This is a genomic window from Sedimenticola hydrogenitrophicus, assembly GCF_025175675.1.
Classification (GTDB): Bacteria; Pseudomonadota; Gammaproteobacteria; order Chromatiales; family Chromatiaceae; genus Sedimenticola; species Sedimenticola hydrogenitrophicus.
The window spans coordinates 284,812-300,928 of the sequence record NZ_JANIOA010000001.1 but is presented as its reverse complement, the minus strand read 5'-3'; the positions used below and the strand labels follow the sequence as shown (position 1 = coordinate 300,928).

The following is a 16,117-nucleotide window of genomic DNA, read 5'->3' as shown; positions in this document are numbered from 1 at the left end:
CCCAACGGTGGGTTCCGTCATTCCCCATCCAACCAACCTACGTCTCTAGCGCATGCTCTCCAGCAGTTGCCTGGCGGTCTGTGCCAGTTCGCTGGTGTCGTCAATGGCGATGGCCCGTTTCAGGGTGGCCTCCGCCTCGCTGCGGTTGCCCTGTTTATGCAGGGAGAAGCCCAGGTGATAGATGATCTCCTGATGCTCGGGACTCAGCTCCGCGGCCTGCTTGAGAATCTCCGATCCCTTGCCAAGGTCACCGGTCTGCACCAGGATCCAGCCGTAGGTATCGATAATCTCCGGGCGGGTGGAGGCGAGATCGTAGGCGCGCTTGCCCAGCTCCACGGCCCGCCGGTCTCCCCGGGTCGAGTAGATCCAGGCCAGGTTGTTCAGGGCCACCAGGTTGTTATTGTCGGCCTGCAGGACCGCTTCATAGCCCCGGATCGCCTCGTCCTGTTGCCCCTGCTCCAGCAGCATGCCGCTGAGACTGAGCCGGGTCTTCAGGTTGTCGGGCTGTTTTGCGGCCCATTCGCGCAGCAGTTCCAGACCGCGCGGGGCGTTACCGACTTGGGCATACTGCTGTGCCAGCGGTATCGCCAGCCGGTCGCTGGGTTGCATTTGATAGGCCTTCTCGTACAGCGTGATCGCCTGTTCGGTCCGCCCCTGCATGGCATGGGTGGTGCCTTCGAACTCATACCCGAGGGGATTGTCCGGTAGTGCCAGCTGGATGGCTTTGGCATGGGATAGGGCCTCCTCCTGCTGTCCGCTGCCCAGTTCAAGCGTGAACAGGTTGATGAGTACCGGGACGAATCCCGGCTTCTCCTGGAGTGCCTGCTGGTAGCTTCTTCTGGCCTCGTCCCGCTGACCGGCCGCCTGTTGGGCATTGCCCAGCAACTGCAGGGTCTCTACATTTCGAACCTCCCCGGTGAGTCGCCGGAGCGTGGTGACGGCATTAATCGCATCACCCGCCGCCAGCTGAGCCTTGCCGTGGACCAGCAGGACCGAGGGATTGCCGGGGAAGGCGGCGGAAAGCTGGCTGGTCATGCGCAGGGCCTTGAGCGGTTGCTTTTCCGTCAGATAGGCCTGGGCCGAGATCAGTCCGGGGCGGGCGCTCTTCGGCTCGCCGTTGTGGGCCTGTTCCAGCTGCCTGTGCATCTCTTCGTTATCCCCGGTACGGCGCGCGATATCCGCCAACCCCATGAGCATCGTTGAGTGATTTGGCGATTTCTTCAGCGCGTTCTGGTAATGCAGCCGGGCCAACGCCAGATCACCCTTCTGTATCGCCAGGCGCGCCAGGTTGGACTCGGCGGTGATGAAGTTTGGATCGATCTCCAGGGCCTTGCGGAAGCGCTGTTCTGCCAGTTTATGGTCGCCAGACATCATGTAGGCCAGGCCACTCAGGTTGTAGCCCATCGGATTTTCCGGTGACCGCTCCTCCAATGCCCGGCTCGCCGTCAGTGCCTTGTCATAGTCGGTTTTGTGCAGATGGGAGAGCACCAGCAGGATGTCCGCCTGGATAAACTCCTGCTCCATCTCAATGGTGTTCTCCAACTGCTCAATCGCCTCGCCGCTCTTGCCCTGGGCCATCAATCCGAGTGCCAGCTGAGTGCGGTAGGCCGCCAGGTCCGGCTTGATCTCGATGGCCCGGCTCATCAGCGCCGAACCCTCCTCAAAGCGTTTCATCTGCATATAGGCGGTACCGAGCATGGCCATCAGCTGCGGGTCGTTGGGATAGCGTTCGAGCGCTGGCACGAGTAGTTTCACTACTGCGTCGGAGCGTTTTAGTTTGTGTTGCACCGAGGCCAGCAGCTTGATTGCCGGCAGCAGCGCCGGCTGTGCCTTGAGTGCCATGGAGAGATGCCGGTGCGCGGCTTCGTAGTTTCCCTTATAGAAGCTCACCGCACCCAGCAGCGTCAGGGTCGGGAGACTCTCCGGACTGGCGCTGAGGGCCTGCTGGAGCAGGGTCTCCGCCTTGTCCAGGTCCTGTTCCAGCAGGGCGATGGCGCCGCGCAGATGGAGCAGTTTTGGGTGGCGCGGCACCAGCGTATCCAGTTTTTCAGCGTCGGCCTTTGCCTGCGCCAGGTTGCCACCGGTCAGGTTGATCTGTGCCCGGCCCAGCAGTGCCCGGATATTCTCCGGTTGCTGCTCCAGGACCTGGTCGAAATCGGCGCGTGCCAGATCCGGGTTACCGGTCAGCTGTTGGATCTCGCCGCGCATCACCCGGGCAGCAATGTTTTCCGGGTGGTTTGATAGCAGGGTGTCGAGGTTGCCCAGCGCCTCGCTACGGTGGTTTTCGGCAATATCGGTCATGATCAGCCCGAGCATCGCCTGCTGCGATTGCGGATCGAGTTGGCGGGCGGTGGTGTAGGCGTCACGCGCCTGAGCATACTGGCGCAGGCCATGATAGGCGTCACCCCGGAGCAGCCAGATGGAGGTGCGGTTTTCGAGCGAGCTGCCGGGTTCCTCCTGAAGGTTGTCGAGGACCTCCTGGAATTTGCCCTGCATCAGGTAGGCGCGGGCCAGCGGCAGTTCCCAGTAGCTCTTCGCGGCATTCATTCGCTTGGCCCGTTCGAACTCCTTTTCCGCCGAGGCCCCGTCACCGGCCTGCAGATAGATGCGGCCCAGCAACAGGCGCGCCTCGATGCTGGTGGGGTTCTCCTGCAGGGCGTTTTTCAGCTGGATCACCGCCGTTCGGGCCTCGCCCTTTTCCAGGTAGGCCTCGGCCTCCTTGATATACTCTTCCGTGGTCGCCGCGTGGAGCAGGGAGGCGGTGAACAGGAGGATATAGGCGCTTATTCGCGCGCGAGCCCTGGGAGTACGGATTTGCTTCATGGGACGACCTTCCTTATTGTCGATGCGAATCGTTGTTCTGATTGTTGATCCGCAGGCTGTCTGATTCGTTCCCTGCCGGAGGTTTGCGCGTGCAGGGATGAGGACGCTCTAGGGAGTCATTATACACCAACCCCCCGGGACTGCGCCTCAGTGGTGCCGTGCCTGACGTGCGCTACGCCGGTCGCGCGCTTCGGCCGCCTCGCCCACGCGACCGCTTTGCCGCGGCAGGAACGCCGGGCGTCCCTTGATTCCGGAGCGGCTGAAATCCGCTTCGAGTGCCTGGGTTGCGGGTGCCGCTGGCACCGACAGCGGCCCGGTAAGGGCGTCGTGCAGCAGTGCGAACAGCCGCTTGAGGGCAATGCGGTGAACCTGTCCGGTGGTATCGAACAGCCAGTCGCTGAAGCGCATAAAACGCTCGAACGGCTGCTCGCCCAGCAGCAGCGGCAGGGTCTGCCGGAAACGCCCCGAGTTGGCGATCATCTCCCAGTAGCGGGCGAAGCGGTTGAGCCGCTGCATGGTGGGGAAGTCGATCCGGTCGGTGCTCAGGACATTGTAGGGGGCGGCCGGATTGTAGCGCATCCGGTAGGGTTCGCTGTGGCGGATGATGGGGGAGCCCTTGAGCCGTTTCAACACCCCGACCTGGATCTCGTGGGGGGCGAGGGCCACCAGTTGGTCGAAGCCGTGGGCGAAACTCTGCAGGTCCTCACCGGGCAGGCCGATAATCAGGTCGGCGTGCAGGTGGGCCCGGGTCTCGGTTCTCAGCCACCACAGGTTCGCCCGGCTCTGCCCGTTGTCCTGCTTGCGGTTGATGATTCCCTGCACCTCCGGATTGAAGCTCTGGATGCCGATCTCCAGCTGCAGTGAGCCGGCCGGAAAACGCCGCAGGGTGTCACGTAGCCGTTGCGGCAGATGATCCGGGATCACCTCGAAATGGAGGAACAGCCGCTCGTCCAGACGTTCCAGGAAGAACTCCAGCAGGGCGACACTGCGCTGCGGGTTGAGGTTGAAGGTGCGGTCGACAAACTTGAAATGCCGGACGCCCCGTTGGTGGAGCTGCTCCAGGGCCTGCATGAAACTGTCCCGGGCGAACGGGCGGGCGCTCCGGTCCAGGGCCGAGAGGCAGAATTCGCATTTGAACGGGCAGCCGCGTGAGGCCTCCACATAGATCAGCCGCTGGGCGATATCCTGCTCGGTATAGTAGGCGTAGGGCAGCTGCAGCGACTCCAGCGGGGGCGGTGGCGCCTCGATCACCTTCTGCGCCGGGCGCTCACCACGCAGCAGCCGCTCACACAGTCGGGCGAAGGCGAGGTCGCCCTGGCCGGTGATCAGGTAGTCGGCCTGGGCGACGATCGGCTGATCCTGCCATTCGTGGCTCACCTCCGGTCCGCCGAGCACAATCAGGGTCTCGGGGCTGACCTGCTTGAGCAGGGCCACCAGTTCGCGGCTGCGTTCGGCATTCCAGATATAGACCCCGAGGCCGATGATGCGCGGCCGCTCGGCCAGCAGGCGCTCGGCGATATCGATCGGCCAGGGGTCGATGGTGAATTCGCGGATCGCCGCGCGTGACTGCAGATCACCCAGGTTGGCGTACAGGTAGCGCAGCCCCAGCGAGGCGTGGATATGCCTGGCATTCAGGGTGGTGAGGATGATCTCCGGCATTGGCTGATCAGCCTTGGTCGAGGCTGCGGATGTCGCTGAAGCTGCCGCTGGGCAGCCGCTTCAGCTCCGGGATGGCATCGGCGATGCGCCGGCCCGCTTCGCCGGGTGACGGCATGTCGGCGGTATGGCGGGCGGCGCGCAGCCGGGCCACCGAGGGGAACCGGCTCGCGTCCACCTGGTCCGGATCGCACAGCACGTCCTGCATGGCGGTATCCACCAGTCCCGGCGCCAGGGCGCTGAGGTGGCTGTGGGGGAACTCGTGGGCATACAGCTGGGTGAGCATGTTGAGGGCCGCCTTGGAGATTGCATAAGCCCCCCAGCCGCGGTTGCCGTTGACCGCCGCGCCGGAGGAGATGAGCACGATCTGGTCGATGCGGATGCCCGATCCCAGCAGCCAGTCCAGCAGCACCTTGTTGGACCAGACGTTGGCGTCCATTACCTGCCGGATATCCGCCAGGCTGGTGTCGGCCATGTCCTGTACCCGGCCCAGGATGCCGGCGTTGAGAATCACTACGTCCAGGTGACCGATGCCCATCAGCAGCGTCTCCAGGGCCGTGGGTATTGTCTCGAAATCGGTCAGGTCACAGCGGATATCCCGGAGCTTGCCGGTGAGGCCGCGACAGCCGCGACGGCTGACGCCATACACTTCCCAGCCTCGCTCCAGATAGGCCTCGCTGAGGCCGCGTCCCAGTCCGCTGCTGTTGCCGGTGATCAATACTGTTCTGCTCATGCTGTTTCACCCATATCAAATCGCATCTTGTGGGAACGGCCGGCCGCTGCCGGGTTCTCTCCGGTGTCCGCTGCCAAGCCGCTTAATTCTACTTTGTCAGATTCTGGTGCTGTGCGGAGAGCTTCCGGGTGAAAGGATTCCAAGACACGCCGTAAACCCATCCCTGGGGGCTCGGCGGCGGCATGGCATCCACGGCTCCGTAAACGGTACATCCCTGTACCACTCCTCCTGCCGCCGACGGTCTTGGAATCCTTCCCCCCGAAAGCCCTGAGGAAGCCGGTCCGAGTCAATCTGACAAAGTAGAATTAACCCATATCAAATAATGTTTTAACATCGACTGCTATGCTGCACCGCTCCCATCCCTCAAGTCTGACAAACTCCCGGGGCGTGTGTCAGCGGAGCCCATGGACTGAGAGGTTACCTTTGCCGCGTCGCTTTGCCCAGTGCCTGTCGCTTTACTGCCTCCTGCTGCCGCTCTCCCTGGTGGCGGGCACGCCGCTGCAGCCGCTGATCGATGCGGCCCGGCCCGGCGCCACCTTGCAACTGCCGGCGGGCCGCTACGATGGCCCGGTGCTGATCGACAAGCCGCTGAACATTGACGGCGGCGGTCAGGCGATTATAGACGGTGGCGGGCAGGGCACGGTGGTGACCATCGAGGCCGACGGCGCCCGCCTGAGCAATCTGCGTATCACCGGGTCGGGTGACCGGCATAACGAGCTGGATGCCGGCATCCGGGTCTCGGGCAGGTTCAATGTGATCAAGGACAATACCGTGGATGATGTCCTGTTCGGTATCGTCCTGCATCAGTCCGAACACGGCATTGTCAGGCGCAACCGTATCGGCTCCAAGCCACACGAGGTGGCCCAGCGCGGCGATGCCATCCGCATCTGGTACAGCAGCGGCAACCAGGTACTGCAGAACCGGGTGGAGGATGCCCGCGACCTGATCGTGCTCGACTCCCACGACAATAGCCTGAGCGACAACACCGTGACCGGCGGCCGATATTCGCTGCATGTGGTCAACTCGCGGGATATCCGGATCAGCGGCAACCGGTTTGTCGGCAACGAGGCGGGAATTTTCGCCCTCAAGGCGAACGGACTGGTGATCGAGGATAACCTGGTAGCGGAGATCCGCGACGTGACCGGTGTCGGCATCGGGCTCAAGGAGAGTTCCAATGCCGTGATCGAGGGCAACCGGATACTCAATGTCACCATCGGCATCGCCCTGGATCTTTCGCCGGAAGATGAGACGCAGCCCAACCGGGTCAGGGACAATCTGCTTGCCTATAACGCCGTGGGGATCCGTTTTCTCAGTGATCGGGGCGGCAACCGGCTGTCCGGCAACCGCTTCCACGACAATTACATCCCGGTGGCGGTGCGCAACGGCGGCGGCGCCATGAAGAATCGCTGGCGGGGCAATTTCTGGAGCGACTATGCCGGTTTCGACCGCGACCGGGACGGTACCGGCGACACTCCGTACCAGCTGTACGCCTTCGCCGACCAGCTGTGGCTGGATTATCCCAGTACCCAGTTCTTTATCGCCAGCCCGACGTTCAGCCTGCTGGACTTTCTCGAACGGCTGGCGCCGTTCACCGAGCCTCGGTTGCTGGTGCGGGATGACACTCCCCGTTTCCAGCGCGGCGATGAACGGCTGGTGGAGCGCCCGGGGGAGCAGGGAGTCGGCGCCTGCAGCCTCTGTTGAGGGTACCGCGCCAGCCGATTGATGCGCTTCGTTTCACTCACCGCATCCTACGTGCTCTCCTCGTTCCCACGCTCCGAGACTGTGAAAGTATTCAGGCTGATCAACGTGGCAAAAAAATTGACCGCCTGAGAAGCCCGTAGAGAGGCGATCGCCATGTCGGGAAGGGTTTGGGTACCCCTCTTTTCGCTTCATTTGGCAATTCTTTCACAGTCTCTCCGCGTGGGAATGCATACCTTCTACCTAAAGCGCCGAGGCCATCATCGAGGTTCGCTCCAGCCGCTCCGCCAGGGTGCGCATCAGCACCTTGTTGAACTTGGTCTGCAGCTGGATCGAGGCCTGCTGCAGCGCCTCGGTGCGGATCTTGATCACGGTGACCGGCGAGTTGCTCACCACGCTGGCGCTGCGCGGTTTCTTCATGCCGTGTATATAGGCCATCTCACCGAAACACTGGCCGGTCTCGATCACTCCAAGGAAGGCGTCGTTCTTCATGATCCGGGCATCGCCGGAAGCGAGGATGAAGATGGAGCCGCCGATCTTGCCCTCGTCGATCAGGGTCTTGGCGCCACGGAAGCGGCGCCATTTGCTGATCCGCAACACCTCCCACAGCTCCACGTCGGTAAAGTCACAGAAGAAGGGGAGGGTCTTCAGGATGTTGAATTTGCGGGTGTCCGACACATCGATGCTGGCGGAGAGCTCCAGCTGCTCATGCACCGCCGCCAGATCGCAGGCCAGATCGGCCCAGCGTGCATAGCGCTCGGCTGCCTGCTTGCGGATGCAGCGCTCGACGATGCGGATAATCCCCTTGGGTATATCACGGCGCACATCCTGCAGGGGGACCGGCGGGCTGTTGGAGATCTTCTGGATCAGGTCGTACTGGTTTTCCGCCGAGAACGGCAGCTTGCCGCTCAGCAACTGATACATCACCACCCCCAATGAGTAGATATCCGCCTGCTGGCCCAGCTCCTGTCCCATGATCTGTTCGGGTGACATGTAGCTGGGGGTGCCGACCGCGTCCACCACCTGGGTCAGGTCGGAGTCGGCCAGCAGGGCGGTGCCGAAGTCGGTCACCTTGATGTCGGTGCCGCCGCTGGTCAGCAGGTTGGCCGGTTTGATGTCACGGTGGATCAGGCCGTTGACGAAGGCGTACTCCAGGGCGTTGCAACACTTGAAGATGATCTCCACCACGTCGTCTATCGGCAGCAGGTTCTCCGGCCGGGTATAGCGCTTGAGGGTGTGGCCGTTGACGTACTCCATGACAATGTAGTGCATCTCCCGTTCGGTACCGGCATCGAACACCTTGACGATGTAGGGATGGCGCAGTTTGCCCGCCAGGCTCGCCTCGTTGATGAACATCTTCTTGAAGCGGGCGCCGTTGACCGGCTCGCTGAAGATGTTCTGGTGGGCGATCTTGATCGCCACCTCATTATTGGAGAAGGGGTCCTGGGCCAGATAGACCGAGGCGGTCGCGCCCCTTCCCAGCAGTTTGCGGATCTGGAATTTGCCTATCGTGGTACGGGTCAAATCGTCTATGGCCGAATTCTCCGGAAGGTATGCCACACGATGTGCTGTCGGTCGCAGCGCGCTGTTATTGCTTTGCCGAGCGACTCAGGTCATAAAACTGGCACTGTTCCAGAAACTCGCTGGTGCTCTTGGGCATGGGTACCCGGGCCCCTGAAAGATAGGTGATAAGTTGGGTTCCTGCGGTGATCAACTTCACGCCTTGATCAATATGCTGCTGCGTTCCCGTGGGCGCCGGGGTCGGCAGGGTGCTGAAGAACTGCTCCACCATCTCGCGGGCGGCGACGAATTCCGGCCAGACGGTGAACAGCGCCTTGTCCTGCTTGATCAGCTCGATCTGCTGTTTGGCGGCCCGGCAGTAGTTGCGGATGTAAGGAACGGCCGCGCCGAAGATCCCGTCATCGGTAAAGCTGTTCACCATGTGGGTGGTAATGTGGTCGATCGCCTTCATGGACTGGGCGATCTTGCGATAGCGCGACTCGAACAGCTGGTCGAGGGGGTGGGAGAACGCCTTGAAGGGTTCGCCCCAGAGTTCATCGATGCCCTCGTGACCGCTGTAGTGCTTGACCAGCTTGCCGAGCTCCAGCGCCTCCTTGAAGTAGTTACCGCAGCGCACCATCAGCTCGTTGTCGGGATTCACCTTGACGCCCTTGGCTTCCAGGTCGACGATGGCGTTGAAGATGTCGGAGGCGCGGTTGAACAGGGCGCCGGCCAGCATCGCGCCGTTGACCCGCTTGCGTGCCGGGTCGTGCTCCCGCTCGTAGGCTTCGCGCGCCTCCTCCAGGCGCTCGCCCGGAGTGTTGATGCCGCTTTCGGTGTGGTGGAAGGCGCGCCGGGTCAGGTCGTCAATCAGTTTCTTGCGATTGGCCAGGGTGTTTTCCGGAGTGGGATAGTAGCGGATCCAGTAGCCGTCATAGAAGACACACTCTTTGTCCGCGATGATCCGGCGGGTACCGTTCTCAGGTTGGTTACTCATATTCCAGTTCTGACATAGCTAGGTCTAACCGACTGCAATCCGAAGCGGAGAGGGTCACTCCGCGGGCTATGCGAGCAAATTTTACGCCTAAAATCCGGCACTGGGAATCCGGTAATCCACAATCGCCCGCGGAAAGCCGCGCCGGGGGGGGCTTTAGGGTCCGCGGACAGGGTGGCGGGATGGTACCGGGGTTTCCAGTGCAAGAGGAGGGGAAAGGAATACCGCAATGCGCGGTCGCTCCGATGAAAGGCAACTTTCCGCTCACGCCTTGCCGATGTAATAACCACTTCCATATTAGGTATTTGACATTTGTCAGATACCTGTCTAAACGCATGAATCGTCGATCAAAACGATCCCTACCTTGATCTTGGCATGGAAATTGTACTTACGCTGTTAATGGCAGAGATGAGCTGTCAGATGCACTGACTTACAGAATAACTAACCTTCCAGAGACCAAAATTGAGGTAGGGGTTAATGAACGACGAGCGCAATTTCGAGCAACTCGAGAAAAGATTGGGCGTATCGCGGCGGGACTTTATGAAGTTCTGTACCGGCGTAGCTGCGACCATGGGACTGACCACCAGTGAGGCGATGGCCATGGCCAATGCCGTTGCCAGTCCGAAGGCGAGGCCGCCGGTGATATGGCTTCATGGTCAGGAATGCACGGGATGTACCGAATCCCTGCTACGTTCCGAGCATCCCACCATTGAGACCCTGATCCTTGATCTGATCTCGCTGGACTACCACGAGACCCTGGCGGCGGCGGCCGGACATCAGGTGGAGGCGGCCAAGCAGGCCTCGATGAAGGCCAACAAGGGCAAGTACCTGCTGGTGATCGAGGGGGCCACGCCGGTCAAGGATGGCGGTATCTACTGTAAGATCGGCGGCAAGACCATGCTCGATCACGTCAAGGAGGCGGCCGAGGGCGCGGCGGCGATTGTCGCCATCGGCTCCTGCGCTTCCTGGGGCGGCATCCCCTCCAGCGGCATCAATCCGACCGAGGCCAAGGGGGCGCCGGCCATCCTGACCGACAAGACCGTGGTCACCATTCCCGGCTGTCCGCCCAATCCTTATAACTTCCTCTCCACCGTGCTGCACTTCGTCACCTTCGGCAAGCTGCCGGCACTGGATCATCTGAACCGGCCCAAATTCGCCTACGGCCGTCTGATTCACGAGAACTGCGAGCGCCGCCCCCACTTCGACGCCGGGCGCTTCGCCCTGGAGTTTGGTGACGAGGGGCATCAACTGGGGTACTGCCTCTATAAGCTCGGCTGCAAGGGACCGGAAACCTACGCCAACTGCCCCGCCATCGAGTTCGGCGACGTGGGCGGTGGGGCCTGGCCGGTTGGTGTCGGCCATCCCTGTTTCGGTTGCACCGAGCAGGGTATCGGGTTCACCAAGGCGATCCATGAACTGGCGGATGTGAAGACCCATGCCCCACCGAATGCCTTCCCCTACGTCGACGACCGTCAGGGAACCAGCAACTCCACGCCGGGTGCCGCGGCGCTGGTCGGTGGTGTCATCGGCGCTGCCGTGGGCGCAACGGCCATGGCCGCCAGGAAGCTCGGTAAGAGCGAAGAGGCTGGTGACGGCGACAATCGGGGTTAAGGGGGCGTTATGAAACGTAGAGATTTTCTCAAAGCCACTGCAGGTGGTGCCACGGCAGCGCTCTGCGGTATCGGCACGGCAGAGGCGCGTGAAAACAAGGAACCGCTAGAGAATGCCATTGGCATTCTCTATGACGCTACCTTGTGTGTTGGCTGCAAGGCCTGCGTACGCGCCTGTAAAGAGATTAACGGGCTGCCGCCGAGCATCATGGGCGAGGATGTCCAGTACGACGCCGCACGCGATGTCTCCGGCGATACCTACAACGTGATCAAGGTCTACAAGAACGGCACCTCCGAGCAAAAAGATCGGGAGGTCGATGGCTTCTCGTTTGCCAAGAAGAGCTGCATGCACTGTGTCGATCCGGCCTGCGTCTCCGCCTGCCCGGTCACGGCACTGGATAAAAATCCGCAGACCGGCATCGTCCAGTACAACCCGGATACCTGTATCGGTTGCCGCAACTGCATGGTGGCCTGTCCATACAACATCCCCCAGTACGAGTACAACGACCCGCGCGGGCAGATCCAGAAGTGCCAGTTCTGCAATCAGGCGGGGGTGGAGCGCATCTCCCAGGGGCTGTTGCCGGGCTGTGCCGAGGTTTGTCCCACCGGGGCGACCCTGTTCGGTACCCGGCGGGAGCTGCTGGAGGAGGCGAAGAGACGGCTCGCCGCCAAGCCGGGCGAGGCCTATACCTACGCCCGGGGACGCGCCTCGGATGGGTTGCACACCCATGACAAGGAGGCCCCGGAATACCGGCAGCACGTTTACGGAGAGCGCGAGCTCGGGGGAACTCAGGTGATGCACATCGCGGGAGTGCCGCTGCAGAAACTGGGTCTGCCTGAGTTGCCCGAGCGCTCCTACGCCTCGATCGCGGAGGGGGTCCAGCACACGCTGTACAAGGGCATGATCGCGCCGGCGATCGCCCTGGCGGGGCTGGCCTTCGTGGTCAAGCGCAACACCAGTAAAGCGGACCAGGATGACCCCCAAAGTAAAAATAGTCGTCGTCCCGAGCCTAACAATGACAGAGGTGAACCATGAGCGAACATAAACCGGTGGAGGGTAGGATTCTTACCCTGCCCTTCATGTTCCTGGGCGTACTTGGCGTGATCGGACTCTACTTTCTCGGCGTGCGGTTTGCCGATGGACTGGGTGCGGTGGCCAACATCAACTCGGGTTACCCGTGGGGTGTCTGGGTGGTCTATGACGTGGTGATCGGTACCGCCCTGGCCTGCGGCGGTTACGCCCTGGCCTTCGTGATCTATGTCTTCAACAAGGGGCAGTACCACCCGCTGATCCGGCCGGCCATCCTGGCCAGCCTGTTCGGCTATGCCCTGGGTGGTTTCGGTGCCTTCTTCGATATGGGTCGGTACTGGCAGTTCTATAACATCCTGATGCCCTCCAACTGGAACTTCAACTCGGTCATGTTGGAGGTGGGTCTCTGCGTGATGGCCTATATCCTGGTGCTGGTCATCGAATTCGCCCCCGCGCTACTGGAGCGGATGGGGGCGACGGGTGCGCTGCGCTGGTTGAACAAGGTGCTGTTCCTGATTATTGCCCTGGGCCTGCTGCTGCCGACCATGCACCAGTCCTCCCTCGGCTCGCTGCTGATCATCATGGGGGCCAAGGTGCATCCACTGTGGCAGTCGCTGCAACTGCAGCCGTTACTGGCCCTGCTCACGGCGTTGACCATGGGTTTCTCCATCGTCATCTTCGAGGCGTCGTTCTCGGCAATCGGCTTCAAGCGTCGTTCCGAGACTCCGCTGCTGGCGAGCCTGGGCAAGGTGATTATCGGCCTGCTCGCCGTCTACCTGGTGGTGCGGCTGGCGGAACTGGTGCTGCGCGGCAAGCTTGGCCTGGCCTTCGCCGGCGACCTGGCGGGCAACATGTTCCTGCTGGAGATGGCGCTGTTCATCTTCCCGCTGTGGGTGCTGCTGTCACCGGCCCGCCGCAACAGCGGCCGGCTACTGCTGTTTGCCGCAGTGTCGCTGCTGTTCGCCGGTGCCCTGTACCGGTTCAACGCCTTCCTGATCGGTTACAACCCGGGACCCGGCTACAGCTATTTCCCCTCGGTCCCGGAACTGATGGTGACGGTGGGTATCGTTGCGATTGAAATCATGGCCTATCTGGTCTTCGTTAAGAAACTGCCCGTTCTGCATTCTGCTGAACATGCGTAAGGCAGAACAGACATTCCTTAAGTAGGAGAGAATATTGTGGCTACTCGTATAACTGTTGATCCCGTTACCCGCATTGAAGGGCACCTGCGTATCGATGTCGAGGTCGAGGATGGCAAGGTCAGTAACGCCTGGTCCTCCGGCCAGATGTGGCGCGGTATCGAAAAGATCCTGGTGGGTCGTGACCCGCGCGACGCCTGGGTCTTCACCCAGCGTATCTGCGGCGTCTGCACCACCGTGCACGCCCTCACCTCGGTGCGCGCGGTGGAGAATGCGCTCAATCTGGAAGTGCCGCTGAACGCCCAGTTCGTGCGTAACCTGATCGTGGCGGCCCAGGCCATTCACGATCATATCGTCCACTTCTATCACCTGTCGGCCCTCGACTGGGTGGACGTGGTCTCGGCGCTGGACGCCGATCCCAAGGCCACCGCCAAGCTGGCGGAGAGCCTCTCCTCCTGGGGCGGCAACGGTCCCCACGAGATGCAGGCGGTGAAGGACAAGCTGGCGGCCTTCGTCTCCAGCGGCCAGCTGGGGCCGTTCGCCAACGGCTACTGGGGGCACCCGGCCATGAAGCTGCCGCCGGAGGTGAACCTGCTGGCGGTGGCCCACTACCTGCAGGCACTGGAGGTGCAGCGCTACGCCAACAAGATCGTCACCATCCTCGGCGGCAAGACCCCGCATATCCAGAACCTGGCGGTGGGCGGTGTCACCAACTCCATCAACCTGGACAGCCAGTCAACCCTGAACATGGAGCGGCTGCTGGCGATCAAGGGCTGGATCGACAAGCTCTCTGATTTCGTCAACAACGTCTACATGGTGGACGTGCCGGCGGTGGGCGCCTTCTATCTCGATTGGGCCGGTTACGGCCAAGGCATCACCGACTACCTGTCGGTGCCGGACATGCCGATCGACACCAAGGGGACGAAATTCGCCCTGCCGGGCGGCTACATCACCGGCGGCGACCTGAGCACCTTCAAGCCGATCGCCAGCTACCAGGACGCCCTGTTCCGCGACGGCGTCAAGGAGAGCTCGAAGCACTCCTGGTACCAGGGCGACGCGGCCCTGCATCCGTGGGAGGGTGAGACCGAGCCGCAGTACACCGACTTCCAGGACGAGGGGCAGTACTCGTGGATCAAGTCACCCACCTTCTACGGCAAACCGGCCCAGGTCGGCCCGTTGGCCAATGTGCTGTGCATGGCGGCGGCTGGGCACGAGCCCACGGCCAGGCATCTGAAGACTGCCATGGGCACCCTGAGCGCGGTGGCCGGCAAGGAGATTCCGCTAGCCGCCCTGCACTCCACCATCGGCCGACACGCGGCACGCGCGGTGCGTACCGCGGTGATGCTGGATAACATGAACGACCAGTGGAACATGCTGATGGAGAATATCGGCAAGGGCGATACCGATACCTTCAACCAGCCGGTATTCCCCAAGGGCGAGATCAGGGGCTTCGGTTTCCACGAGGCGCCGCGCGGCGTGCTGTCACACTGGGTGGTGATCAACGACGGCAAGATCAAGAACTACCAGTGCGTGGTGCCCAGCACCTGGAATGCCGGTCCACGCAATGAGAGTGATGCCATGGGGCCCTACGAGGCCTCGCTGATAGGCAACCCGGTGGCCGATCCGGAACTGCCGCTGGAGGTGTTACGCACCGTTCACTCTTTCGATCCCTGTATCGCCTGTGCCATCCACCTGGTGGATACCGAGCAGCAGGAGATCGTCAAGGTGAAGGCGCTCTGAGCATCTGAACAGCAATAGATGCCTCCTTCCCTCCCTCCCTTCATCGGGAGGGAGGTTTTTTTCCAGGATGGAACCATGGCACCTTGCTGTCGACCCCGGCGGGTACGCACCGCCATCTATGGACGTCGATAACGTGGCAGAGGCCGTAGGTTGGGGTGAGGAACGAACCCCAACACCTTGTGCACACGCCTGAAATCCTGTTGGGGTTCGCAGGCTCACCCCAACCTACGGGCTACGGTTTGTTTCCGGGGCGTGGTGGAAGAATAGTTGGGCCGTGGAGGACTCCATGGCCACTGATCGAGGTGGAAACGATATGAGCGTAGTAGTGATCGGACTGGGTAACGTGCTGTTATCCGATGAGGGCCTGGGGGTGCGCGCGGTCGAGCTGTTGGAACAGCATTACATCCTGCCGGAGTCGGTTGAGGTGATCGATGGCGGCACCTCGGCCATGGACCTGCTCAACCCCCTCAGCAATAACGAACACGTCATTATCGCCGACGCGGTAAAGACCGGCGCGCCGCCTTGCACCCTGGTGCGGCTGGCCGATGACGAGGTCCCAAAGTTTTTCCAAACCAAGATTTCACCCCACCAGATCGGCCTCTCCGACCTGCTGGCGCTGCTTATGGTACAGGGGCAGGCACCGGAGAAGATCACCATCATCGGCATGGTCCCGGACTCCCTTCGGACCCGGATCGGCCTCACCGACGGGGTCAACGCCCGGATGGACGAGATGGTGGAGATGCTGGCGGATGAACTGCGATCCCTTGGCATTCCTATCGAACCCAGGCAGGATGGAGTCCGGGGCTTCTGGGCGGAAGCGGGTTGCTGAACAAAACGGTCCAACGCAACAGACCGGAGTAACAGATAAAGGCAGGTGCGGGATGTGTATCGGAATTCCAATGCAGGTGATAGAACAGCGCGACTTGATGGCGCTGTGCCGGGGTCGGGGACGCGAGGAGATGGTCAACACCATGCTGATCGGTCCGCAGGAGCCCGGTACCTGGATACTCAATTTCATCGGTTCGGCCCGGGAAGTATTGACCGAGACGGAGGCGAAACAGACCAATGACGCCCTGGATGCGCTGGAGCAGATCATGGGCAGCGATGGCGAGGTGGATGTGGACAGCTACTTTGCAGACCTGACCGATCCCAACCGCAAGCCCGGCAGTTTTTCCAACGATCAGAGTGGATGAG

General features: G+C 61.8%; 12 protein-coding genes. 7 read left to right on the top strand and 5 right to left on the bottom strand.

All coding sequences use genetic code 11. The annotated features are described in order from the left end of the window. Positions 1 to 45 precede the first annotated feature (45 nt). From prsT to NPX02_RS01295, 3 genes are all read right to left on the bottom strand, one after another. The gene (gene prsT, locus NPX02_RS01305) at positions 46 to 2,823 is read right to left on the bottom strand and encodes an XrtA/PEP-CTERM system TPR-repeat protein PrsT (RefSeq protein WP_260291308.1); all 2,778 of its coding nucleotides are present in this window, start codon (positions 2,821 to 2,823) and stop codon (positions 46 to 48) included. 147 nt (positions 2,824 to 2,970) lie between these two features. Beyond that, complete coding sequence (locus NPX02_RS01300) at positions 2,971 to 4,482, bottom strand: B12-binding domain-containing radical SAM protein (RefSeq protein ID WP_260291307.1); 1,512 nt, start codon at positions 4,480 to 4,482, stop codon at positions 2,971 to 2,973. Positions 4,483 to 4,489: 7 nt separating this feature from the next. After that, positions 4,490 to 5,212, bottom strand: coding sequence for an SDR family NAD(P)-dependent oxidoreductase (locus tag NPX02_RS01295; RefSeq protein ID WP_260291306.1), 723 nt, complete (start codon positions 5,210 to 5,212; stop codon positions 4,490 to 4,492). 423 nt (positions 5,213 to 5,635) lie between these two features. On the opposite strand from NPX02_RS01295, the gene nosD reads away from it, so the two are divergent. Then, positions 5,636 to 6,913, top strand: coding sequence for a nitrous oxide reductase family maturation protein NosD (gene nosD, locus NPX02_RS01290; protein ID WP_260291305.1), 1,278 nt, complete (start codon positions 5,636 to 5,638; stop codon positions 6,911 to 6,913). A 240-nt stretch (positions 6,914 to 7,153) separates the two neighbouring features. Here the strand turns inward: nosD and NPX02_RS01285 are convergent, their stop codons facing one another. Both NPX02_RS01285 and NPX02_RS01280 read right to left on the bottom strand, forming a co-directional pair. Continuing rightward, positions 7,154 to 8,470 carry a protein kinase domain-containing protein gene (locus NPX02_RS01285; RefSeq protein ID WP_260291304.1) on the bottom strand — a complete coding sequence of 439 codons (1,317 nt, stop codon included), beginning with the start codon at positions 8,468 to 8,470 and terminating at the stop codon, positions 7,154 to 7,156. Positions 8,471 to 8,498: 28 nt separating this feature from the next. After that, positions 8,499 to 9,407 (bottom strand): hypothetical protein, encoded by a 909-nt coding sequence (locus NPX02_RS01280; RefSeq protein WP_260291303.1) that lies wholly within the window; start codon positions 9,405 to 9,407, stop codon positions 8,499 to 8,501. Between the two features lie 474 nt (positions 9,408 to 9,881). Here NPX02_RS01280 and NPX02_RS01275 point away from each other — a divergent pair, with 474 nt between their 5' ends. The 6 genes from NPX02_RS01275 (at position 9,882) to NPX02_RS01250 (ending at position 16,116) form a co-directional block, all read left to right on the top strand. Beyond that, positions 9,882 to 11,015 (top strand): hydrogenase small subunit, encoded by a 1,134-nt coding sequence (locus tag NPX02_RS01275; protein ID WP_260291302.1) that lies wholly within the window; start codon positions 9,882 to 9,884, stop codon positions 11,013 to 11,015. A gap of 9 nt (positions 11,016 to 11,024) precedes the next feature. After that, positions 11,025 to 12,050, top strand: a complete 1,026-nt coding sequence (gene hybA, locus NPX02_RS01270; protein ID WP_260291301.1) for a hydrogenase 2 operon protein HybA — start codon at positions 11,025 to 11,027, stop codon at positions 12,048 to 12,050. Beyond that, positions 12,047 to 13,186 (top strand): Ni/Fe-hydrogenase cytochrome b subunit, encoded by a 1,140-nt coding sequence (gene hybB / locus NPX02_RS01265; RefSeq protein ID WP_260291300.1) that lies wholly within the window; start codon positions 12,047 to 12,049, stop codon positions 13,184 to 13,186. The genes hybA and hybB overlap by 4 nt, the downstream gene beginning before the upstream one ends. Before the next feature lie 36 nt (positions 13,187 to 13,222). Beyond that, positions 13,223 to 14,923, top strand: coding sequence for a nickel-dependent hydrogenase large subunit (locus NPX02_RS01260; protein ID WP_260291299.1), 1,701 nt, complete (start codon positions 13,223 to 13,225; stop codon positions 14,921 to 14,923). Between the two features lie 313 nt (positions 14,924 to 15,236). Beyond that, positions 15,237 to 15,752: a HyaD/HybD family hydrogenase maturation endopeptidase gene (locus NPX02_RS01255; protein WP_260291298.1), complete on the top strand. Its 516-nt coding sequence runs from the start codon at positions 15,237 to 15,239 to the stop codon at positions 15,750 to 15,752. Further along, positions 15,673 to 16,116, top strand: a complete 444-nt coding sequence (locus tag NPX02_RS01250) for a HypC/HybG/HupF family hydrogenase formation chaperone (RefSeq protein WP_335342500.1) — start codon at positions 15,673 to 15,675, stop codon at positions 16,114 to 16,116. Before NPX02_RS01255 ends, NPX02_RS01250 begins: the two co-directional genes overlap by 80 nt. Position 16,117: the final 1 nt, after the last annotated feature.

Bases quoted from the DNA above. Each gene is read 5' to 3' on its own strand.
- prsT (WP_260291308.1), bottom strand. From the start codon at position 2,823: ATGAAGCAAATCCGTACTCCCAGGGCTCGCGCGCGAATAAGCGCCTAT.
- NPX02_RS01300 (WP_260291307.1), bottom strand. From the start codon at position 4,482: ATGCCGGAGATCATCCTCACCACCCTGAATGCCAGGCATATCCACGCC.
- NPX02_RS01295 (WP_260291306.1), bottom strand. From the start codon at position 5,212: ATGAGCAGAACAGTATTGATCACCGGCAACAGCAGCGGACTGGGACGC.
- NPX02_RS01280 (WP_260291303.1), bottom strand. From the start codon at position 9,407: ATGAGTAACCAACCTGAGAACGGTACCCGCCGGATCATCGCGGACAAA.
- NPX02_RS01275 (WP_260291302.1), top strand. From the start codon at position 9,882: ATGAACGACGAGCGCAATTTCGAGCAACTCGAGAAAAGATTGGGCGTA.
- hybA (WP_260291301.1), top strand. From the start codon at position 11,025: ATGAAACGTAGAGATTTTCTCAAAGCCACTGCAGGTGGTGCCACGGCA.
- hybB (WP_260291300.1), top strand. From the start codon at position 12,047: ATGAGCGAACATAAACCGGTGGAGGGTAGGATTCTTACCCTGCCCTTC.
- NPX02_RS01255 (WP_260291298.1), top strand. From the start codon at position 15,237: ATGAGCGTAGTAGTGATCGGACTGGGTAACGTGCTGTTATCCGATGAG.
- NPX02_RS01250 (WP_335342500.1), top strand. From the start codon at position 15,673: ATGAACTGCGATCCCTTGGCATTCCTATCGAACCCAGGCAGGATGGAG.